25 protein-coding genes and 1 riboswitch are annotated in these 18,171 nt (G+C 48.0%); of the genes, 9 read left to right on the forward strand and 16 right to left on the reverse strand.

Features of this window, described 5'->3' with window-relative positions:
- Positions 1-71 precede the first annotated feature (71 nt).
- Entirely contained in the window at positions 72-1,007 is a 936-nt protein-coding gene (locus tag AC8GE9_RS03025) for an Abi family protein (RefSeq protein WP_506675630.1), read from the reverse strand.
- 421 nt (positions 1,008-1,428) lie between these two features.
- Here AC8GE9_RS03025 and AC8GE9_RS03030 point away from each other — a divergent pair, with 421 nt between their 5' ends.
- A complete protein-coding gene (locus AC8GE9_RS03030) occupies positions 1,429-1,836 on the forward strand; it encodes a hypothetical protein (protein WP_506675631.1) in 408 nt (135 codons plus the stop codon).
- Positions 1,837-1,856: 20 nt separating this feature from the next.
- Here AC8GE9_RS03030 and AC8GE9_RS03035 read toward each other — a convergent pair whose 3' ends face one another.
- Positions 1,857-2,405 carry an alpha/beta fold hydrolase gene (locus tag AC8GE9_RS03035; protein ID WP_506675632.1) on the reverse strand — a complete coding sequence of 183 codons (549 nt, stop codon included), beginning with the start codon at positions 2,403-2,405 and terminating at the stop codon, positions 1,857-1,859.
- Between the two features lie 196 nt (positions 2,406-2,601).
- Here AC8GE9_RS03035 and AC8GE9_RS03040 point away from each other — a divergent pair, with 196 nt between their 5' ends.
- Both AC8GE9_RS03040 and AC8GE9_RS03045 read left to right on the forward strand, forming a co-directional pair.
- A complete protein-coding gene (locus AC8GE9_RS03040; RefSeq protein ID WP_506675633.1) occupies positions 2,602-3,021 on the forward strand; it encodes a tetratricopeptide repeat protein in 420 nt (139 codons plus the stop codon).
- Between the two features lie 95 nt (positions 3,022-3,116).
- Entirely contained in the window at positions 3,117-3,425 is a 309-nt protein-coding gene (locus tag AC8GE9_RS03045) for a DUF4236 domain-containing protein (protein ID WP_506675634.1), read from the forward strand.
- Here the strand turns inward: AC8GE9_RS03045 and AC8GE9_RS03050 are convergent.
- The gene (locus tag AC8GE9_RS03050; protein WP_506675635.1) at positions 3,403-3,663 is read right to left on the reverse strand and encodes a hypothetical protein; all 261 of its coding nucleotides are present in this window, start codon (positions 3,661-3,663) and stop codon (positions 3,403-3,405) included. The genes AC8GE9_RS03045 and AC8GE9_RS03050 overlap by 23 nt on opposite strands.
- A 260-nt stretch (positions 3,664-3,923) precedes the next feature.
- On the opposite strand from AC8GE9_RS03050, the gene AC8GE9_RS03055 reads away from it, so the two are divergent.
- Positions 3,924-5,405: a Fic family protein gene (locus tag AC8GE9_RS03055; RefSeq protein ID WP_506675636.1), complete on the forward strand. Its 1,482-nt coding sequence runs from the start codon at positions 3,924-3,926 to the stop codon at positions 5,403-5,405.
- Positions 5,406-5,765: 360 nt separating this feature from the next.
- On the opposite strand, the gene AC8GE9_RS03060 is transcribed toward AC8GE9_RS03055, so the two are convergent.
- Together AC8GE9_RS03060 and AC8GE9_RS03065 are read right to left on the reverse strand one after the other, a co-directional pair.
- Positions 5,766-8,000: a xanthine dehydrogenase family protein molybdopterin-binding subunit gene (locus tag AC8GE9_RS03060; protein WP_506675637.1), complete on the reverse strand. Its 2,235-nt coding sequence runs from the start codon at positions 7,998-8,000 to the stop codon at positions 5,766-5,768.
- 37 nt (positions 8,001-8,037) lie between these two features.
- The gene (locus tag AC8GE9_RS03065) at positions 8,038-8,499 is read right to left on the reverse strand and encodes a (2Fe-2S)-binding protein (RefSeq protein ID WP_506675638.1); all 462 of its coding nucleotides are present in this window, start codon (positions 8,497-8,499) and stop codon (positions 8,038-8,040) included.
- Between the two features lie 601 nt (positions 8,500-9,100).
- Here AC8GE9_RS03065 and AC8GE9_RS03070 point away from each other — a divergent pair.
- The 4 genes from AC8GE9_RS03070 to AC8GE9_RS03085 all read left to right on the forward strand — a co-directional run bounded on the left by AC8GE9_RS03070 (position 9,101) and on the right by AC8GE9_RS03085 (position 10,824).
- Entirely contained in the window at positions 9,101-9,574 is a 474-nt protein-coding gene (locus AC8GE9_RS03070) for a hypothetical protein (RefSeq protein ID WP_506675639.1), read from the forward strand.
- 323 nt (positions 9,575-9,897) lie between these two features.
- Positions 9,898-9,969: a nucleotidyl transferase AbiEii/AbiGii toxin family protein gene (locus tag AC8GE9_RS03075; RefSeq protein ID WP_506676310.1), complete on the forward strand. Its 72-nt coding sequence runs from the start codon at positions 9,898-9,900 to the stop codon at positions 9,967-9,969.
- 281 nt (positions 9,970-10,250) lie between these two features.
- Positions 10,251-10,577, forward strand: a complete 327-nt coding sequence (locus AC8GE9_RS03080; protein WP_506675640.1) for a type II toxin-antitoxin system HicB family antitoxin — start codon at positions 10,251-10,253, stop codon at positions 10,575-10,577.
- Between the two features lie 55 nt (positions 10,578-10,632).
- Positions 10,633-10,824 carry an antitoxin VbhA family protein gene (locus AC8GE9_RS03085; protein ID WP_506675641.1) on the forward strand — a complete coding sequence of 64 codons (192 nt, stop codon included), beginning with the start codon at positions 10,633-10,635 and terminating at the stop codon, positions 10,822-10,824.
- Positions 10,825-10,864: 40 nt separating this feature from the next.
- On the opposite strand, the gene AC8GE9_RS03090 is transcribed toward AC8GE9_RS03085, so the two are convergent.
- Both AC8GE9_RS03090 and AC8GE9_RS03095 read right to left on the reverse strand, forming a co-directional pair.
- On the reverse strand, positions 10,865-11,707 hold the full coding sequence (locus AC8GE9_RS03090) for a nucleotidyl transferase AbiEii/AbiGii toxin family protein (protein WP_506675642.1): 843 nt from the start codon (positions 11,705-11,707) through the stop codon (positions 10,865-10,867).
- A complete protein-coding gene (locus AC8GE9_RS03095) occupies positions 11,707-12,486 on the reverse strand; it encodes a type IV toxin-antitoxin system AbiEi family antitoxin domain-containing protein (RefSeq protein WP_506675643.1) in 780 nt (259 codons plus the stop codon). Before AC8GE9_RS03095 ends, AC8GE9_RS03090 begins: the two co-directional genes overlap by 1 nt.
- Before the next feature lie 473 nt (positions 12,487-12,959).
- Here AC8GE9_RS03095 and AC8GE9_RS03100 point away from each other — a divergent pair, with 473 nt between their 5' ends.
- Positions 12,960-13,373 carry a hypothetical protein gene (locus tag AC8GE9_RS03100; protein WP_506675644.1) on the forward strand — a complete coding sequence of 138 codons (414 nt, stop codon included), beginning with the start codon at positions 12,960-12,962 and terminating at the stop codon, positions 13,371-13,373.
- Between the two features lie 29 nt (positions 13,374-13,402).
- On the opposite strand, the gene AC8GE9_RS03105 is transcribed toward AC8GE9_RS03100, so the two are convergent.
- From AC8GE9_RS03105 to AC8GE9_RS03145, 9 genes are all read right to left on the reverse strand, one after another.
- Positions 13,403-13,780 (reverse strand): type II toxin-antitoxin system MqsA family antitoxin, encoded by a 378-nt coding sequence (locus AC8GE9_RS03105; protein WP_506675645.1) that lies wholly within the window; start codon positions 13,778-13,780, stop codon positions 13,403-13,405.
- Between the two features lie 65 nt (positions 13,781-13,845).
- The gene (locus AC8GE9_RS03110; protein ID WP_506675646.1) at positions 13,846-14,052 is read right to left on the reverse strand and encodes a hypothetical protein; all 207 of its coding nucleotides are present in this window, start codon (positions 14,050-14,052) and stop codon (positions 13,846-13,848) included.
- A gap of 233 nt (positions 14,053-14,285) precedes the next feature.
- On the reverse strand, positions 14,286-14,906 hold the full coding sequence (locus AC8GE9_RS03115; protein ID WP_506675647.1) for a hypothetical protein: 621 nt from the start codon (positions 14,904-14,906) through the stop codon (positions 14,286-14,288).
- On the reverse strand, positions 14,899-15,339 hold the full coding sequence (locus AC8GE9_RS03120; protein ID WP_506675648.1) for a hypothetical protein: 441 nt from the start codon (positions 15,337-15,339) through the stop codon (positions 14,899-14,901). Before AC8GE9_RS03120 ends, AC8GE9_RS03115 begins: the two co-directional genes overlap by 8 nt.
- Positions 15,335-15,439: riboswitch (SAM-I-IV-variant riboswitch) on the reverse strand. It overlaps the preceding gene by 5 nt.
- Positions 15,440-15,542: 103 nt before the next feature.
- Positions 15,543-15,824, reverse strand: a complete 282-nt coding sequence (locus tag AC8GE9_RS03125; protein ID WP_506675649.1) for a helix-turn-helix domain-containing protein — start codon at positions 15,822-15,824, stop codon at positions 15,543-15,545.
- Positions 15,821-16,147, reverse strand: coding sequence for a type II toxin-antitoxin system RelE/ParE family toxin (locus AC8GE9_RS03130; RefSeq protein WP_506675650.1), 327 nt, complete (start codon positions 16,145-16,147; stop codon positions 15,821-15,823). The genes AC8GE9_RS03125 and AC8GE9_RS03130 overlap by 4 nt, the downstream gene beginning before the upstream one ends.
- Positions 16,148-16,273: 126 nt before the next feature.
- Positions 16,274-16,507, reverse strand: coding sequence for an antitoxin (locus tag AC8GE9_RS03135; protein WP_506676311.1), 234 nt, complete (start codon positions 16,505-16,507; stop codon positions 16,274-16,276).
- 129 nt (positions 16,508-16,636) lie between these two features.
- A complete protein-coding gene (locus AC8GE9_RS03140; protein ID WP_506675651.1) occupies positions 16,637-16,855 on the reverse strand; it encodes a hypothetical protein in 219 nt (72 codons plus the stop codon).
- Between the two features lie 312 nt (positions 16,856-17,167).
- Complete coding sequence (locus tag AC8GE9_RS03145) at positions 17,168-18,139, reverse strand: Bug family tripartite tricarboxylate transporter substrate binding protein (RefSeq protein WP_506676312.1); 972 nt, start codon at positions 18,137-18,139, stop codon at positions 17,168-17,170.
- Between the last annotated feature and the right edge of the window lie 32 nt (positions 18,140-18,171).

Raw genomic sequence — 18,171 nt, forward strand, 5'->3', positions numbered from 1 at the left:
TTGCAATATTGACAACCGCATCAAGAGAAAATCGTGAAACACGACCGCGCAACAAATTGAAAAATGCGTGCTCATCGCCAGAAGTCGTGCTGTTGCCATTGAAGTGGAAACCCCATATCAGAAATCGACAGTGGCGGCACTTGCGGGAATTGATCAATCATTTCTCGTAGCCGATCCCTCCACGAAGAATTTGGGCTAATGATTTTTAGCATATGAAGCAAGATGCAAAGCACTCCGTATAAACGAGCACTAACTTCTTGAGACGATAATTGGTCGTTAGTAATAGGGTCAAAAGCTGAAATCTCACCCGTTTTTGGAAATTTTGGTTGATCGACGAGATTTTTGTTCCAAAGTCGACTGTGATGGGCCGCTACATTTCGCACATAGTTCAAGGTCCGAAGCCAGCTCTCCATCACAATAAAATCTTGGATGCCGTATTTCCCTGCAATGACTTTTTTATCGGCTACTTGCATTCCCTTATAGAAAGTCGAGAGCATGCCAAAGTCCCAAAGCTCTACGGAAACCCAAATTGGCAGAGGCAACCCGTACTTGTTCTTATAGTGTTTAAAAAAGTCCTCTTTTGAACGCGCAAGAACCTTGTTGTATTTCGTGAGCCATTCTTGGTGCGCTGTGAGGCCGTTTTGCCTAATTTTTTTCGTAAAATTGCCGTGCAGCATTGATACGTTCGTATGTGCAAAAGTATCGCGCGCACCCAAGATATGGGAGATATCAACTCGTATCGCAATTTCAACGCGTTCGATTGCATCGAGTAGTAACAGACGAAGTCGTTTATCGAACACGTAAATGCTCAAGGTATTTTCAAATTTAATTCCGGGACAGAATTTGTCTTGCCTGCTGACTTTGATTTTTTGAGTGATCGGATCCTGAGTGATCAACGGAAGGCGAAGGGGGTACCAGTAAGCACTCAGGCGGTAGTAGCCGATTCGAGTTAAGTAGGCTAAAGCTGCATTGTCATTTGAAACCTCAAGCCCTCTGGCTTTAAGCAAATTTAACTGCTGCTTAAAGGGGAGATGAGGTTTTTTAAACGTCGATAACATTTCTAGAATCACAAAAAAGAAAACCCGCTCGTGCGTCTTGCGACGTAGAGGAGCGGGCCGTGTTGTTTGGAATGATAAGCCACCTTAACTTCACTAGTCAACCTAATCTCAAATGCCTTTGACTCTATTGAACCTTGCGCACGAGATAGTGCGCCCCATAGTTCGTGAGTCATGCAAAATCTGAGTCATGCGAAATTTTAGTTTTTATGTCATCTGCAACGATCGGTCCTGAGAACTATTTTTTGTATCAAATTGTTGCATCACGACGGTAGCCCCTCGCGTAAGTCGGTACGTGCTTCGGAGAGTCTGTTTGCTGTGTCATCTAGTGAGACAGTACCTGGCGCATGATCTACCAAACAGGAGATCCAACATGAAAACAACGCTGACTTTGATGCTGTGTGCTTTAGGGGTATTTCTAGGTCTTGGCGTGACTCACGCGCAGACGCAGGTGCTGCCCAATGGTGCGGGGGGCTATAACGTGTATGGCCCTGAGGGCATGTCGCAGGTCTTACCAAATGGCGCGGGTGGCTTTAATGTCTATGGTTCAAATGGCACGACCCAGATCTTGTCGAATGGGGCAGGGGGCTACAACGTGTATGGTTCTGGGGGAACAACCCAGGTGTTGCCCAACGGAGCAGGTGGGTACAACACCTATGGCTCAAATGGTACGACGCAGATACTGCCTAATGGTGCTGGTGGCTTTAATACCTTTGGTTCGGACGGATCGTCGCAGATCCTATCGAATGGTGCGGGTGGGTTTAATGTTTATGGGCGATAGGGTGGTGGGGGAGATTGCGCCTAATTGGAAATCCATCGATCGAGCAAAGCACCAACATAGGTTTTAGGCAACATGTGTCCCGCCTCTGGGACAACAGTGACGTGCCATGCCATCAGTTTTGCTAGAGCCCGGACATTGTCGGGATTGCTTTGCCAGTCTTGTTCACCAACATGGATTTCACAGTGTTTAGATGAATGATATTGACCGGCTTGAACTAATTCCATGAGTTGGCGGGCTCTGGGTGGAACGAAAAAGGTTTGCGATTCGCTATTTGCAAATTCTCCGACGATTGGAGAGAGCAAAAGGACTCTGCCTGGAAAAGGGGCCATTAATGTTTGCGCGTGCAGAAAGAGGTAAGCCCCAAAAGAGTTGGCCACAACCATTGCGTCGTCGTGCCAAAAGTGCGCTTTGAGGTCTTGCGCCACGTGTTCGATTTGTTCTGCAAAACGGAGTTTCGCGAAATCACCAAGCGTCTCCCTACCGGAGATGTTCAGCCCTCGGGAGAGCAGTGCCTCTCCCAGTCCTGTTTGAAGACGACCACCTCGTCCAGGTAGGTAATAAATGTTCATGGGTAATGTTGGTCACAGATGAAGAGGGTAAGGAAGAGATTAGAAAGCTAGCACTTGCATCCAATGGCGTGTGTGGCGAGTGATTTAGCTTTAAAGTAACGCCAATGGGTGAAACGTCTAAAGTTTAACAAAGTAATTTCGTCCCTTGGTCATAGTCTACATATCGGTCTGATCAAGATATTTGATTTAAATGTGGATGGCTGCGTGGCATTGGTACTTGCTGTCAGCAAAGCAAGGTGATGCTTACGCTCAAATCTTCGCGGCTCTTATGTACAAGGAGAATGAAGGGATTGAAAGAAATTACTCTGAAGCGATCCGTTGGTACATCAAGGCTGCAGAACAAAATGATGATCTTGCTCTGTCATACATAGGCATCATGTACGAGCTTGGTCAAGGTGTTGCGCAAGACAACGTGAAAGCTTACATGTGGTTTCGCCTGTCTGTAGACAAGGGTAACAAGTACTCGCAAAAATATATCGATGAAATTTCTAAGGACATGACCCACAAGCAAATAGTGTTAGCTCAACTGTTGGCAAACGAATGCAAAGCAAGAAACTTCAAAAGTTGTGATGAATTTTTAGCTTCTATTTTATTTTTGTTAAATGATTTTATTTAATGGATTTTGTAATGAGTGGTGGTAGTCCGAGCGGAGAGATGCCCTGAAAAGGATGCATTGCCACACAGCAACATAATAAAAAGGGTATTCATTAAATGACTTTTCGTTTTCAGCGTCGGATCAAGATTCTGCCTGGCCTAAGATTGAATGTAAGTAAGACAGGGTTTTCTTGGACGGTAGGGACGCGCGGAGCTAGCGTAACTGCTAAAGATGGTCATTTGACAGGTAATGTTGGCATACCAGGCACGGGTTTGTCTTATCGAGAGCGACTTGATTTGCCAGCAGGCAAACAAGATCAGGTGGCGACAATTAAGTCGGAATCAAGCGGTCCGAGATTTCCATCGCTATTGGTGATGATTATCATTCTCTTGATTGGGATATTTATAGGTTTGTCTTTGCGTTAGAAGCCTGCCTGAGCCAGCCAGTAACCAAATCCAACTGGGCGGACTTAACACCAACACTACCATCGCAAGCAATCAATTCCCTACAACCCAAAGGAAACTCGAAGGCGCTATCGTCTAGAAAGCCACAGGAAACGTGACAGTTTGGGACGGGGTAGCCTTTGGCACTAAAGATTGGCTTGAGAGCGCTGACGGCTTGCTGTAGCCATTGTTCGCGGGTGATGGTGTTGATTTTAGGCATGGGTCAGTACGGATCTTTTGGAGGGGATAAATTTTTAGTCTATGCCTCCAGGTGTCTCATCGGGTGACACAGCAATGTTGCTAATGTCGAGGGCAATAGGGTTGAGTCTTGCACTGACGGTTACAAGCCGTAGATCGAAAAGCGGAAAGTAGCTTTTTGATACTGCTTTATTTTTTATGACGAAAACATCAAAAATGTACGAAAAAATGTCGTAAAATGGTTATTTGTAAGAAAAAATGGTTATTTGTCCAAAAAGTTAGATGATTAGCAAAAAAAACAGTGAAATCGGTTACTCGCAAGTAAAAAGTCTGTTGGGCCTAAGCGCCCTTGGGCCTACTGTGCCTGCGCGTCTTGCCGCGGTTAGTAAGGTGACGTCGGCTAACGACGCTCTGCTGATCCCTTCAAATGTCGCGCCTAAGGCTGATGACCCGTTAAGTCATCTCTTGTTTGCCTTAAAACACGAAGGGACTGAGCTGCAGTTGCTCTCGCAGGCGGTAAAAAAAATCCCAGGGCAAGAGATGCTGGCAGCACTGACAGAAGCGCCAACAGGTGTTTATATTCGCACCGCCTGCTTTTTGTGGGAGGCCTTTAATCAGCAAGAGCTCGAAGGTGCACCAACAGTCACAGGGGCTTTAGTTAACTTATTCGATCCAAAAAAATACGTCACTGGGCCTAGCCAACGCAACGCAAAGTGGCGCGTTAACTTTAACGGTTTGGGCTCATTCGATTATTGCGTAACGGTTGAAAGAACCGCTCGCTTAAGTCGTTTACTTGACGCCAATATTTTACAAAGAGCCAATGAATTTTTATCAGAACTAGGCGCAAGCGCCTCAGAGCGTGCCATGTCTTGGGCGTACTTAAACGAAACTAAAAGTTCGTTTGAGATCGAGCGAGAAACACCAAGCTCAGGCAAGGCCGAAGCGTTTGTCGAGCTGCTTAAACAGGCGTCTCTTGCTTCGCACTTAGATGAAGAGTATTTGGTGAGTTTGCAAAACACCGCAATCACAAACCCCTTCGATCGGGCCACGCACTACCGGCACCAACAAAATTGGCTCAGCAGCGCGCTGCGTGGTGCCGCGGGGGTGACCTATGTGCCGCCGCCACCAACGCTAGTTGGCAGTCTGATGAGCGGTTTGCTCGAGTTTGCTAACAGTGCGCCTAAACAAGTGGATCCCCTAATCGCTGCCTCAATTGTGTCGTTTGGGTTTGTCTTTATTCATCCCTTTATGGATGGCAACGGACGTTTGTCGCGGTTTTTATTTCACCACGCGCTCTGTCAGTCTGGGCTGTTAAAGAATAGTCTGCTGTTGCCGGTCTCAAGCGCCATGAAGCGCAATGAAGAGAACTACCTGGCTGCGTTAAAGAGTTTCTCAGCCCCTGCGCGTAAACGTTGGGACGTGCGATGGATCGACGGTGACGACTACCAGATGACCTTCAATTCTGACGCGTCTTTGTACCGCTATTGGAATGCAACGGCTTGCGTTGAGTTCGGGCTAGAGATGGCTGAACAAGCGCTTGAAAAAGATTTGAAAGAAGAGGCCGAGTTCTTGGCGCGATACGACTTGATCTATCGCGCGATAGATAGCCGCTACGACGTGCGAGGCAAAGATCTCAATGTATTGGTCTTGTTGTGCATGGAGCAAAACGGAAAACTGTCAATTAATCTCCGTAAAAAATTTGCCACCACCGTTCCTGTAGAAGTTTTTGAGGCGATTGAAAGTGAGTATTTGAAGGTGCGGTGAAAGTACGCTTTCATGAAATCTCAGGCATTCAACGCGCTGTGTCAGGTATTCACCGAGACATTAACCGTATCCACCAAGCCGTATCCGCGCGTTGCTATTGTTGATTGTTTTGATGGTTGGGATTGTGATCGGATTGTCTTTTCGGTAGAAGAGGGCTGACGCATTCCGCTTGGTTACCGTTGCCGGTTAATTCAAGCTGCTTGTAATTCCATGAAGTGGTTGCCGAAATGTTCGCCTGTGGTGAACCCATCCTCACTTCAGGCCTATATGAGCATGCAGGCTAAGTTGGTGCAGCGTGTTGGCGCTGTTAACGAAAAACAGCCCTTCGTATTGAAGGGCTGTTTTATGGTCAGACAACCATCAACCAACTTTCTTTGCTTGACTCATCGCAACCTTGACGGATGCTGGAGTGAAAGGGATCGTACGTAAACGCACACCGATTGCATCGAAGACAGCATTGGCAATGGCGGCGGGGACTGTCGTGGGTGTTTGCTCGCCAGCACCCCAGACGGGTTGACCTGGACGATCAATCAGCACAGTCTCTACTTTAGGGACGTCCGGGAACTGCAGGATCGGATAGCTCGCCCAGTCAACGCTCGTGACGGTACTGCCATTCCACTTCACTTCTTCCATCAGCGTGCGACTCACTGTTTGAATCACGCCACCCTCTACTTGGTTTATCACACCATCTGGGTTGACGATTTGACCGCAGTCATGCGCCACGCAGACACGCGTCACCTTAATCTGACCCGTCGTTCGATTGACTTCGACTTCAGCAACGGTGGCAACATAGGTAATGGCGTTGTTATAGCGAACATATGAAATACCGCGGCCCTTTGCGATCTCGCCTTGAACACTCGCAGGATTTGGACCGGGGCGTGTTTGCCAGTTGGAGGCCTTAAGGACCGCTTTAATCACATCTAAAGCACGAGGATCAGAAAGGTGCTTAATCCTGAATTCAGCAGGATCCGCATTGGCCGCTGCCGCCAGTTCGTCCATAAAGGACTCGTTAGCAAAACTGTTTTCGATACGGCCGGGACTCCGCAAGTGCGAAGCGCGGAAGATCGTCTGATCGATGTGTTTAGTCGTGACTTTGATATTGGGTAAAACGTAGGGCGCCGCAGAGTTTTGAAATAAGAATCCAACCCAGTTACCCGGGCGAGGATTGCCCGTGTCTGCTGAGGCAAGCAGCGGAAAGTCCAAGGGTTTGAAGGCGGCAATATGATTGAGTGCAATATAAAAGTCGCTATTCCAGCCTGTCAAATTCCCTTGTGCATCAAAGCTGGCCTCGAAATCCATCGAACGTGGCGGACTCTTGGGCGCCAGAGCAGTTTCATCTTGTCGCGTCCATTGCACGCGTACAGGCTTGCCGATCATTTGTGCAATCAGAGCAGCATCGGCAGTTGCATCTTCGTGACCATTGCGTCCGTAACAGCCAGATCCATCCAAATACACCAAGCGAATGGATTCTTTAGGTAGCTTGGTGACATTGGCGATTTCCTCTTGCATGGAGTGCGTCGCTTGCGAAGCTGACCATAAGGTCATCTTCCCGTCGCGGAAATCCGCCACTGCACAGGAAGGACCTGTGGAAGCATGCGTTTGAACCGCAAAGTTATAAGTCGCTTTGACGCGTTTCACACCCGCCGACAAGGCAGCATCGACATTGCCCACGTTTTGTGTGATCTCAGTCTTTGCGATGGGGAGCTGTCGCCAATAATTAAAAATTTGATCTTGTGGTGGCAGCGCGCGACCAGCAGACCATGTCACTTTAACGGCGTTGGCGGCTTTGACTGCGCTCCATTCATCTTTGCACACGACAGCCAAGAAATTGTCTTTACGAACGGTCTGCACATAGCCTTTTATTTGCTTGGCAGCAGAGTCATCGACGCTCACAATAGTGGCGCCCATATCCAAGGGTCGAATCACGCGTGCATGCAGCATTCCTGGCAGACGGAAGTCGTGAACAAAGGGGTGTTCGCCAGAAACTTTGTCGGGGATATCAACGCGTTGGATCGACTTGCCCACCAAGGTGTATTCGGTGTGTGGTTTAACTTTTGCTTTTGGATCAACCTTAATTTGAAAACCCTCTCCGATCAATTCGCCGTAGGCAAGGGTTTGGTTGGGTTTTGATGTGGCTGAGATCACGCCGTCTTTGATGCTGAGTTCGGTCAGAGGTACTTTGAGCTGTTCGGCGGCACGCGTGAGTAGCGCGGCACGGGCATTTGCCGCGGCGATGCGTAACTCGCTACCACCTTGCGACAAGGTAATGGCAGCACCTGTGAGCCATTGATCCGGTGTGGTGGCGGTATCGCCCATAATCATATCGATACGCTCAAAAGGGACGTAAAGCTCTTCCGCTGCGATCTGTGACAGTGCTGTTTTTGTACCTGTGCCCAAGTCAACCTTGCCGACAAAGACCGTAATTTTTCCTGTTCGATCAATCGTCAGCCAGGAGTCAAGTTGATCTTTAGCGACACTTTTTGGAGGCATGAGTCCATAATTGGCTGAGGCCTCAGTTATCTTCATTGAAAAGCTAACCACGAGTAGGCCAGCGCCGCTTGCTTTGAGGAAATCGCGTCGTGTTAGTGCGTTCATGAGTTCACCTGTGGAGATGTGTGTTGTGAGGTTGAGGTCAGGCAGTGGCGATGTAGCGTTTGACCGCTGCCACAATCCGTTGGTGCGTACCACAACGGCACAGGTTGCCCGCGAGCGCTTCAGTAATTTGTGCGTCTGTTGGATTTTTGTTGTTAGCTAGAAAAGCACTCGCAGTCATGATCATGCCGTTGATGCAATAGCCACATTGCACAGCTTGCTCATCAATGAATGCTTGTTGTAACTTGCCTGGCTTTGCTGAACTGCCAAGGCCTTCAAGTGTCGTCACGGCCTTGCCTTGAAATGCGGTGGTGGGGGTGACACAGGATCTGACCGCCTGACCGTCAACCACGACCGTACAAGCACCACACTGTCCGAGTCCGCATCCATATTTAGGACCATTGATTTCTAGGTGATCACGAAGTGCATACAGCAGAGGGGTATCGTCTTCGACCTCTACTCGCTGAGACTTGCCGTTGACATTCAAATTTACTATTGCCATTTTTGTCTCCAGTTTCTTTTTTATACCTATTGCAATCCGCTTAGATCGTCAATGTGACATACTAAATGTAACTAAATTGCAAATATTTGAAAAGTTAAATTTAGCCAAATTGGCTAGTGTTATGTCTACTCAGGTCTATCACAGGGTGATACAGGCATGTTGGTATTGTCGAGGCAGGATGACTTCAGTGACGACTGACAATGACCGCACAATTTGGTCAAACCCTCCATCACAAGGGCGGGAAGCTCTCAATGACAGTCACGCCTTTATCTTGGTTTGTCGAGTTTAGGGATGACCTTTGGGTTGGGGAGACTTTGCACTTGTTTGAGTCTCACATCTAAAAACTAAATAAATTTTTGTAAATGTTTGTATATCTCATTGATAACTGGTTATTGATACTTATAGACTGTATAAATTATTGGTCAACCTATGTAAATAAGGGTATATTTTGTGGCCTTAAGCAAGCATCAGTGGGAGTCCTTAATTAGGAAAATTGCTGGAAATAGCAGACAGATCAAATGGACTGAACACGCAAAACAGCAAATGAGGGCGAGACACATCACGATGATTGTTGTAACTGCATTGATAATTGGGGAATAGCATGTACCGCTACACAGACGGAGGCCTTCGCAATATTTGGCTTGCGAACGGCTATGAGCAGATGGAAACTCCCTACAGTATGGCTATCACCATTCAAGACTTGCCTGGTCTTTCAAGAGCGATATGTAAAGCGCTTATCCGTAAAAACAGTAAATTAACAGGCGCAGAATTTCGATACTTGCGTCAGGCTATGCTTCTGTCTCAATCATCACTTGGACGAACGTTAGGTCGCACTGATCAAGCGATCGCAGGCTGGGAAAAGAATAGCAAAGTACCAAAATTTGCTGACCAAATGCTGCGTGTTTTTTATGCCGCTCATGCGGATGGCAACGAGCAAGTCAAAAATATTATTCACGCACTAAACGCTGTTGAACGAACGATTCATTTCGTGATGACGGAAACGAAACAAGGCTGGCAATCAAAAATTTCCGAAGTTGATTTATCGAAGCGAGATGAGTTTGAAAAGGTTGTGTAAGTGAGTCGCGTAACAAATATGTCGGAGGGGTGACGGCTTTGAGGTTGTAAGGGCTGGAGGCGTCAGGTCACACAGGTGCTTAAAAGCCAATTTTATGATTGAGATGCTTGTCCGAAAAGCATGTACAAATATCGGACAGGATAAAATTATGTCTGATCCCAGGTCCATCATCACTTCGCAATTTGTTTCTCGGAACCGCCGCTCGGTTAGGGACGGCAGTTTAGAACGTCGATAAAGACTTCTGGGTTTGCTGGACGCTTGATGTACTGTTTAACGGATTAGAGGTTGGCGGCCCTCGCCTGCTATTCAAGGGAGGCACATCCCTGTCCAAAGCCTTCGGCCTGATCTCGCGATTTTCCGAGGACATCGACATAACCGTCTTCCTGACGATCTAGGACAGTCAGCCGATGTATCTGAGCTATTTAAGATTACGAAACAAAATATCACCAAACATCTGAAGTCGATTTTTACCGATGGCGAGCTAAAGCATGGTGCAGTTGTCAACCATTGGTTGAGAACTGCAAACGATGAAAAAAAGTACCATGTCTATTACTACAGCCCCGATGCCACCTTGTCTGTTGGCTATCGCGTCCGATCTTCTCGCGGCACACAGGAAAGCAAAGGCCTATCAAGTTCGACAAGTCCTGCTTGCCATTGAGCGCTTAGGAGTTAATCCATGAACATCAATTACTACACCTACCGAGTCACCTGGTCTGCCGAGGACAACGAGCATGTGGGTTTGTGCACAGAGTTTCCCTCTCTCTCCTGGCTTGCTGCTACCCCTGAAAAAGCGCTCTCCGGTATACGCCGAGTCGTGGGCAAAGTGGTTGCCGAAATGGCCGCCTGTGGAGAACCCATTCCAGAAGCTCTTGCTGAAAAGAACTACAGCGGCCGCTTTATGGTTCGGGTACCATCGCTCGTGCATAGTAATCTTGCTACCGAGGCTGCCGATCTGGGGGTGAGCATCAACCGCTTAGTATCGGCTAAGTTGGCTCTCTCTTAATAGTCAACGTTCAGTCTTAGAATGGCATATCTTGCCTTCTAAGATGAGTCCTGCCATGCCAAAACCAGCTTTAAATCAGTCAGCACGCGAGAAGAGTGTTGCCAATATGCTGGCAACGCTACGAATTGAAAATCTCAGCCCAAGTGAAAGCCTCAAGGCCTCAATTCAGGCCTATATAGATGGGCAGAAAACGACTACTGATTTGCTCAACGAAGTTAAGGCCAAATATGCCGCGTTACATCGCTGATCGCAACTAGCTGAGCATGCAGGCTATGTTGGTGCCGGGATTAGCTAGCCGTCTTTGGCAAGTCGGCCGCGCGAACAGCGCGCAGTACATCCCGAAAGACATCGTCGAACTGCGGCAGTTGATCCATCTGGTGCGCTAAGCGGGCAGTCCAGAGTCGCCGCAGACGATCTTCCTTGGCGGCGATCGCCTGCTCCATGCCTGCGACGACGCGTTGTCGCAGCGCCAACTTTGCGTCGAGTTCAGTGCGCATTTCCGCAACGCGCAAGTCCTTAGACCCGAACAGATACCAGAGGTCGTAAAGGTCGCGCGGCTCATTGCGCGCCCGGTCGCTCAATGCCAGCAGCTTTTCAACCACGATTTCCTTGATGTCGTAAACCTTTAAGGTTGGCCCTTCGGGTAAATCGTCAAATTTATCGTAGATGCGATGAATCGGACGATCTTGCAGCGGAAAGCACAAGACTTCGGCGATTGTGATGTCAACCTTAACGTCGTTCGCAGCGGGCAGCGGCCCTTGGTAGCTCAGATAAAAAGTGTGGCTGTTCTGGTGGCTGTGACGGTCTTCGCGGTCGAAAGCGATCCGTAAACCGCAGGCAGCCTCAACCGCCGAAAAGATTTCGGCGAACCCCGTCAGAATATCTTTGAGGGTTATCGGACGGGTCAAAGTGAAATCCAGGTCTTCCGAAAACCGATAGTCCTCGAACCAGCAACGTCGCAGGGCTGTGCCACCTTTGAAGACCAGCACCTCGCGCAACGGATGACCAGCCAGACCGGTTAGAAACCAAGCCAGTACGTAATCGCGTTCGATGACGGCCTCGGGAATACGCCGACCACCGGCGCTCATGAGCGTGTTCGAGATCAGGGAGATGTTGCGTTGTGGAATCATTAACCAATCCTTACGGTATCGAGTTCTTCGGGAGTCACGTTGAGCTGGAGTCGCCAACGCGAGAGAAATGCCCCCTCGGCGGGGTGCAACGGATCAAGGCGCTGGTACGTTGCCGTCAACATGCCGCGCAGTGGTTCTATTTCCGACGCCTTGGCCATGCCATAGTGTTCCAGCAGGTAGCCGAGACGGCGCACGACGGAGCCGACACCGAGCCGTTGCGCGTAGTCCACCAGCCGTTCGATTTTCAGTACGTCCCGCTTCATCCATAAGCCCTTGGCAACTTCGGTAATGCCGCCGACAAACGCTGGGTGTCTAAGTCCGTCGATGATCGTGCGCTCCATGTCGCTGATCATCACGAAGCGCTCTTTGTCGATCCAGTGCTTCATGACCCCGAATTCTTGTTCCGCAGTGATGTGGATAAATCGAAAGTCATAACCTCCGACCGTCTGTGGTCGCACGCGCCGCGTACAGGACACATACACAGTGAAGTTCGGCTGCGTCACCATGCGGTGCAGTTCAAGCGCGGTGCCGTGTGATAAGAAGTAGGGCGCGTCACCCGCGAGTTCACGTGCGATCAGGTACGGGCTGTCGATGTGCGTAGTTGCCCGGCCGAGTTCGAAGGGTACGAGGTTGTACAAACCAGGCTTGAGGCGCGTAACCAAGCCTCGCTGCTGAGCTTTGTGCACGAGATTGCGGGCCGCCGCAGCCGACAGGCCGCTGATTGAACCGACATCCGCCAAGGTGAACGTAGACCGGCGCAGTTCATTCAGCTCAATCAAGAGTTGTGCTGCCCGCGGACCAAGAGTCTTCGTTTGTGAGTGATATTTTACGGTCAATTTGCGCCCCTTGAGGAAACGTAATGCGCATTAAGTATAACTATAATGATAACTAACGGCAATAGTGTTTCTATGTAAGGTGCGAATTGCTCGTAAAATATAACATTTAAACTCAGTCGTTAAAAACGCCTTGCTGCGGGAGATGACGGTTGCCTAGATCGAGCAGGCCAATATGGTGAGGGATCCGCTGAGCATCTAAAAACTAAGTAAATGTTTGTAAATCTCATTGATAACCAGTTGCTGATGCATTTAGAGTATGTGAACTATCGGTCAACCTATAAAAATAAGGGCGTAGAAATCATCAGAAAAAGTTGCCACGATGATTGTTGTAACTGCATTGATAATTGTGGAATAGCACGTACCACTACACAGACGGAGGCCTTCGCAATATTTGGCTCGCGAACGGCTATGAGCAGATGGCAACTCCCTACGGTATGGCTATCACCATTCAAGACTTGTCTGGTCTTTCGAGAGCGATATGTAAAGCGCTTATCCGTAAAAACAGTAAATTAACAGGGGCAGAATTCCGTTACTTGCGTCAGGCTATGCTTTTGTCTCAATCATCGCTTGGACGAACTTTAGGTCGCACAGATCAAGCAATCGCAGGCTGGGAAAAGAATAACAAAGTACCAAAATTTGCTGATCAAATGCTGCATGTTTTGTATGCTGCTCATGCGGATGGCAATAAGCAAGTCAAAAATATTATTCACGCATTAAACGATGTTGAACGAACGATTCATTTCGTGATGACGGAAACGAAACAAGGCTGGCAATCAAAAATCTCCGAAGTTGATTTATCGGAGCTAGATGAGTTTGAAAAGGTTGTGTAGGTGAGTGAAAATATTAGTATCGATCAAAATCATGGTAATGGAGTTTCTCTGACTTGCTCATCTGGCTGAGCTCTTTCTAGCGTAAAGCCGGGCTCAAACAAAGGCAGTGCTGTCGGGAGGAAGCCCCAGGGCTGATCTGAGGGCATCAATAAACCCGCATTGCCAATATGCTTAACTTTTACCTCTGTGCCGGTGACGCGGTATTCTCTTTGGTTGAACTGACGTTGAAACTGCCTGATAAATTCACCATAACGATCTCCCTGCTCTTTATTCAACACGACTTCGCCGCACGCAGGACAAGAATCCCCTTTCACCGCGGGAATTGTTGTCGCATCACCTTTATAAATATACGGTACATCGCGAGTGTCGTGGATCAGTTCAGCGGCACCACAGCATGGGCACTTCATGATCAAAGCTCCTTAAAAGAAACAATTAATACAGAGGTCTTCATAAAGGATGCGCAGCTCGCTGGCTAAAAAATATTCGCAATCTTCGACAGCAGGCCAACGATGGCGAACAGAGTCGTGATTTGTATGCTCATGCATAGAATAAATTTACGGTCAAGATCAGTTCTTAATCCTGCTACTAAGCGATCTATGCGATCCATGGTTTCTGTTGTTTGCCTTGCCAAATCTTCGCGTGTGGCAAGGGTTGGGATGATGGCTTCAAGTTTGGCCAATTTAGTTTCCATTGAGCACTACCTTTGGTGCGTGAGACATGTGAAATTTTAGTTTTAATGTCATCTGCAACTATCGGTCCGAAGAGCTATTTTTTGTATCAAATTGTTTCATCGTGCCGTCTGCGAACTGAGTGAGTCGCGTCGCAAATCATTGATTCTCGATTGTGTGACGCCACAACGCGTGGCGCCATCACGATAGGTGGCTCGTCGAAGGCCTATATAAGAGGCGAAGATCACGTTGGATTGATGAATCTCTTGAGCACCCGCTCTCTGAGTATTTGATCAAAGCAAGGATAAAACTCCGACTCAGCATTAAAAAAGCCGAGCATCTCCTCTACATCCTGATCAAAATTACCCTCCAGACAAGCCATCAAGTTCCAAGCCGTGATAAAAAAATCAATCATCGCGCCCATGGTGAGTGATTTGGTGGAGGTGCGGGTGGAGGGCTCTTCAAGCGTATCGCCCTCATACTCGTCCACGACTCTGTAATGAATGCGTTGGCCGACGAGTCTGGCATATAGCACCGTCACATCGTAGGTCGTGGACTGAATACTGATACGCGCGATCTCGACTTCTTTGGGTTTCCTCTTAGGGAGGAATTCACCACCCATAAACATGGGATGGAGTCGGCCGAGCATCTGTCGATCAAACGACTCGAGCTCGGGGGTGGTGACAAAGTCGGGTAGGGTATCAACCTCGCCAGTTTCGAGCGCATCCTTGATGAGCGCTCTCCGGGCGCGACCTTTGACAGTGCTCAATAGTTCGACCTGCAAGTCATAGCGTCCAAAATAGTCAAGTGGACGGTATGACAAGGCGCTCACTGGGATGGGTTTGTTGGCAGCGGCTTTAGTCATGATTGTGCTCCTGTGTCGAAGCAGCAATCCATGTTGCTGGAAAGTCTTCGCCAATGCGTGTGAAGCAGATGTTTGGGATCTCTTTAAAGGGACCCGCCCACATATCGGCGATGGCTACAAACTGTTCGATGTCCAAACCGCCTTGTTCGGTCTCATCAAGGAGCTCGCCTAGACCCTCGCTGCTCATCGACACCAGGCGATACAAATACGCATCGCCCTCGCCAAGGGTATGTTGTTGCTCAAAGGTTTCACAGCCGCCTGGGTAATGGGCGGCGATATCGGCTTTGCGAATAAACGCCGACAGTAATTGCACGTGCACAGTCATCACGATCTCCTGTTTAGCCACTTCGGCAATACGCCCGGGTTGGCAAGTTGGATATAAATCCCCCGTACAAAACAAAAAGCCCTCTTCATTAGAAGAGGGCTGACGCATCCCGCTTGGTTACCGTTTCCGGTCACATTGCCTTTCGGCGATCCACCTTGCCCGGGAGGGCAGGTTGGCATGGGCGTCAACCCAAATCTAAATGTCTAAATATTATTTTACTAGATTGTTCAATACATAGTCAATGCACTTAAATGTTTGTAAATCTCGTTGATCATCCGATGCTAATTTTCTGACTAAACTGGAAATTAAAATCAGGCTGCTTGCAATTCCATGTGTACGCGTCTGCCTGTCGCAGTTGCAATATTGACAAGCGCATCAAGAGAAAATCTTGAAACACGACCGCGTAACAAATCATTCATTCTCGGCTGGGTAACGCCACAACGCGTGGCGGCCTCTGCTTGTGTCCAGCCGCTTGCTTTAACCAACTCCGATATTTGCATCATCAATTCTGCGCGAGCGCGCAAGTTTGCGGCTTGCTCTGGCGTATCGGCTATGGCATTCCAAACGCTTTTATAGGATTCAGTTTTTTTCATTTTTTGCTCCTTGTCAGATAAATCCATCTTGTTTTAGCGATATCAATATCTTTTTTGGATGTGGCTTGAGTTTTCTTTTGGAAAGCATGCAAAACATAGATGATTTCTTGAAGCCTTGCTGTGTAGATAACGCGGTAGGTGCCGCTGTCATCCCATATGCGAAGTTCCTCTACTCCTTTGCCAATTGTTGGCATTGGTTTGAAATCATCAGGCTGAAGTCCGTTTTGTATTTTATCTAGCTGATAGCCTGCGTCCTGTTTTGCATCCTCAGGGAATTCGCGCAGGCGTTTGAGGGAGTCGCCAAGAAAAGAAACAGATTTCATTAAGTAATTATACTGGTTTGGATATAATTTGACAATACTAACCGGCGCGATATTTTTGAAACTTCTCAATATCGTGAGCAGGTCTTTGGTTAATGACGTGAAAACAAATATTAGTATCGAGCAAAATCATGGCAATAGAGTTTCTCTGAGTTGCTCATCTGGCTGAGATCTTTCTAGCGTGAAGCCGGGTTCAAACAAAGACAGTGCAGTCGGTAGGATGCCCCCGGGTTGATCTGAGGGCATCAATAAAACCGCATTGCCAATATGCTTAACTTTTACTTCGGTGCCAGCGAAGCGGTATTCTTTTGGCAATCTGATTGCCTGACTGCGGCCCGATTGAAAAATGTGTGCGGTATCTATAGTTTTCCTCTCGCTTCAATGGTATCTATCAATGATGGTTACCATCTTTGATTTTTTGCAAACTTAGTTTCAATCAGCTTTTGGCACAAGCAACCACACCGAGTGCTTTGGCAATATAGGCAGCGATGACTAAAAAATATTCGCGATCTTTGACAGTAGGCCAAAGATGGCGAATAGAGTCGTGATTTGTATGCTCATGCATAGAATAAATTTACGGTCAAAGTCGGCTCTCAATCCGGCGACCAAGCGATCTATGCGATTCATGGTTTCTGTTGTTTGCCTTGCCAAATCTTCGCGCGTGGCAAGGGTTGGGATGATGGCTTCAAGTTTGACCAATTTAGTTTCCATGAATGACGACCTATCGTGCGTGAATCATGTGAAATTTTAGTTATAACGACATCTCAAACCATCTGTTTAGATAACTATTTTTTGTATCAAATGGTTTCAGCGCATCGTCTGCGACCTGAGTGAGTCGGGGAGTGCTTTGGAGGGTCCGTTTGCTGTGTCATCTAGTGAGACAGTACCAGTGACCTGTCTGGTTATATCGGACCATTTTTATTTAGAAACGCCATCCCGCTATTGATAAGATTGTCCGAAATAAAATTACATTTTTCGGACAAAATGCTTATGTTCTGTCCGAAAAACCGCCAACCAATAAGTTTAGTCAACAGAAATTCCTGTTTCAGAAATAATTTTTTTCCACTTCTCTGTTTCTTGGGCCAGGTAGCTTGCAAGCTCTTGAGGCGTGCTACCAATGTATTCGGCGCCAATAGCGGCAAATGTCTTTTTGACTTGCTCGGTATTCATCGCTTTGATCATGGCACCATTCAGCTTGTCAATAATGCCAGATGGAGTACCTGCTGGGGCGAACGTTGCAAACCACGGTGTCAGTTCGTAGCCCGTCATGCCGCTTTCCGCGACAGTCGGTAAGTTAGGAAGTGTCGATGAGCGTTTGGGTGTTGTCACAGCCAAGGCTTTAAGTTTTCCCGATTCGATATGCGGCTTGGCAGAGGTGATGCTGTCGAACATGTAGTCGACTTGGCCGCTCATCAGATCTGTGACGGCTGGACCACTGCCTTTGTAGGGTACGTGCAGCATGTCAAGCTTACCCGTATAGGTAAAAAGTGCTGCCGCGAGGTGAATCGATGTGCCGACTCCTGCCGAGGCGTAACTGTACTTGCCAGGCTTCTCTTTTACTTGGCGGATGACATCGTTCAGTGAGTTGACATCGGAACGACTGGCTTGCGTGACCAAAATATTCGGCACGGCCGCAAGCAGAGAAATGGGTTGGAAATCTTTGATAGGGCTGTAACTCATGTTGCGATACAGCGCGGGATTCACGGCCATACCGTTAGCAACAATCATGATGGTGTATCCATCAGGTTTAGCTTTTGCGACATAACTCGCGCCGATGTTGCCGCCAGCTCCTGGTTTGTTTTCCACAACAATGTTTTGACCGAGATCTTGACTCATTGTTCGGCTGAGTACGCGAGCAATAGCATCCATCGCACCACCGGGTGGAAAGGGCACGACCCATGTAATAGCCCGGTCTGGATAATTGCTTACTGAAGAATTTGCCATACTTGGCATGCTATTCAGTGCTAGGGCGAGCCCTGCGGCGACGCATCCCATTTTCACGAAATCTATACGTTTCCTGATGGACA

Origin of the sequence: Zwartia lucis, from assembly GCF_965234455.1 — a bacterium.
Taxonomy (GTDB): Bacteria; Pseudomonadota; Gammaproteobacteria; order Burkholderiales; family Burkholderiaceae_B; genus Zwartia; species Zwartia lucis.

What these genes read in the sequence shown, in the direction of transcription:
- AC8GE9_RS03030 (WP_506675631.1), top strand. Translation starts at nt 1,429, where the DNA reads ATGAAAACAACGCTGACTTTGATGCTGTGTGCTTTAGGGGTATTTCTA.
- AC8GE9_RS03035 (WP_506675632.1), bottom strand. Translation starts at nt 2,405, where the DNA reads ATGAACATTTATTACCTACCTGGACGAGGTGGTCGTCTTCAAACAGGA.
- AC8GE9_RS03040 (WP_506675633.1), top strand. Translation starts at nt 2,602, where the DNA reads ATGGCTGCGTGGCATTGGTACTTGCTGTCAGCAAAGCAAGGTGATGCT.
- AC8GE9_RS03045 (WP_506675634.1), top strand. Translation starts at nt 3,117, where the DNA reads ATGACTTTTCGTTTTCAGCGTCGGATCAAGATTCTGCCTGGCCTAAGA.
- AC8GE9_RS03050 (WP_506675635.1), bottom strand. Translation starts at nt 3,663, where the DNA reads ATGCCTAAAATCAACACCATCACCCGCGAACAATGGCTACAGCAAGCC.
- AC8GE9_RS03055 (WP_506675636.1), top strand. Translation starts at nt 3,924, where the DNA reads ATGATTAGCAAAAAAAACAGTGAAATCGGTTACTCGCAAGTAAAAAGT.
- AC8GE9_RS03060 (WP_506675637.1), bottom strand. Translation starts at nt 8,000, where the DNA reads ATGAACGCACTAACACGACGCGATTTCCTCAAAGCAAGCGGCGCTGGC.
- AC8GE9_RS03065 (WP_506675638.1), bottom strand. Translation starts at nt 8,499, where the DNA reads ATGGCAATAGTAAATTTGAATGTCAACGGCAAGTCTCAGCGAGTAGAG.
- AC8GE9_RS03070 (WP_506675639.1), top strand. Translation starts at nt 9,101, where the DNA reads ATGTACCGCTACACAGACGGAGGCCTTCGCAATATTTGGCTTGCGAAC.
- AC8GE9_RS03080 (WP_506675640.1), top strand. Translation starts at nt 10,251, where the DNA reads ATGAACATCAATTACTACACCTACCGAGTCACCTGGTCTGCCGAGGAC.
- AC8GE9_RS03085 (WP_506675641.1), top strand. Translation starts at nt 10,633, where the DNA reads ATGCCAAAACCAGCTTTAAATCAGTCAGCACGCGAGAAGAGTGTTGCC.
- AC8GE9_RS03090 (WP_506675642.1), bottom strand. Translation starts at nt 11,707, where the DNA reads ATGATTCCACAACGCAACATCTCCCTGATCTCGAACACGCTCATGAGC.
- AC8GE9_RS03100 (WP_506675644.1), top strand. Translation starts at nt 12,960, where the DNA reads ATGGCAACTCCCTACGGTATGGCTATCACCATTCAAGACTTGTCTGGT.
- AC8GE9_RS03105 (WP_506675645.1), bottom strand. Translation starts at nt 13,780, where the DNA reads ATGAAGTGCCCATGCTGTGGTGCCGCTGAACTGATCCACGACACTCGC.
- AC8GE9_RS03115 (WP_506675647.1), bottom strand. Translation starts at nt 14,906, where the DNA reads ATGACTAAAGCCGCTGCCAACAAACCCATCCCAGTGAGCGCCTTGTCA.
- AC8GE9_RS03120 (WP_506675648.1), bottom strand. Translation starts at nt 15,339, where the DNA reads ATGCGTCAGCCCTCTTCTAATGAAGAGGGCTTTTTGTTTTGTACGGGG.
- AC8GE9_RS03125 (WP_506675649.1), bottom strand. Translation starts at nt 15,824, where the DNA reads ATGAAAAAAACTGAATCCTATAAAAGCGTTTGGAATGCCATAGCCGAT.
- AC8GE9_RS03130 (WP_506675650.1), bottom strand. Translation starts at nt 16,147, where the DNA reads ATGAAATCTGTTTCTTTTCTTGGCGACTCCCTCAAACGCCTGCGCGAA.
- AC8GE9_RS03140 (WP_506675651.1), bottom strand. Translation starts at nt 16,855, where the DNA reads ATGGAAACTAAATTGGTCAAACTTGAAGCCATCATCCCAACCCTTGCC.
- AC8GE9_RS03145 (WP_506676312.1), bottom strand. Translation starts at nt 18,139, where the DNA reads ATGGGATGCGTCGCCGCAGGGCTCGCCCTAGCACTGAATAGCATGCCA.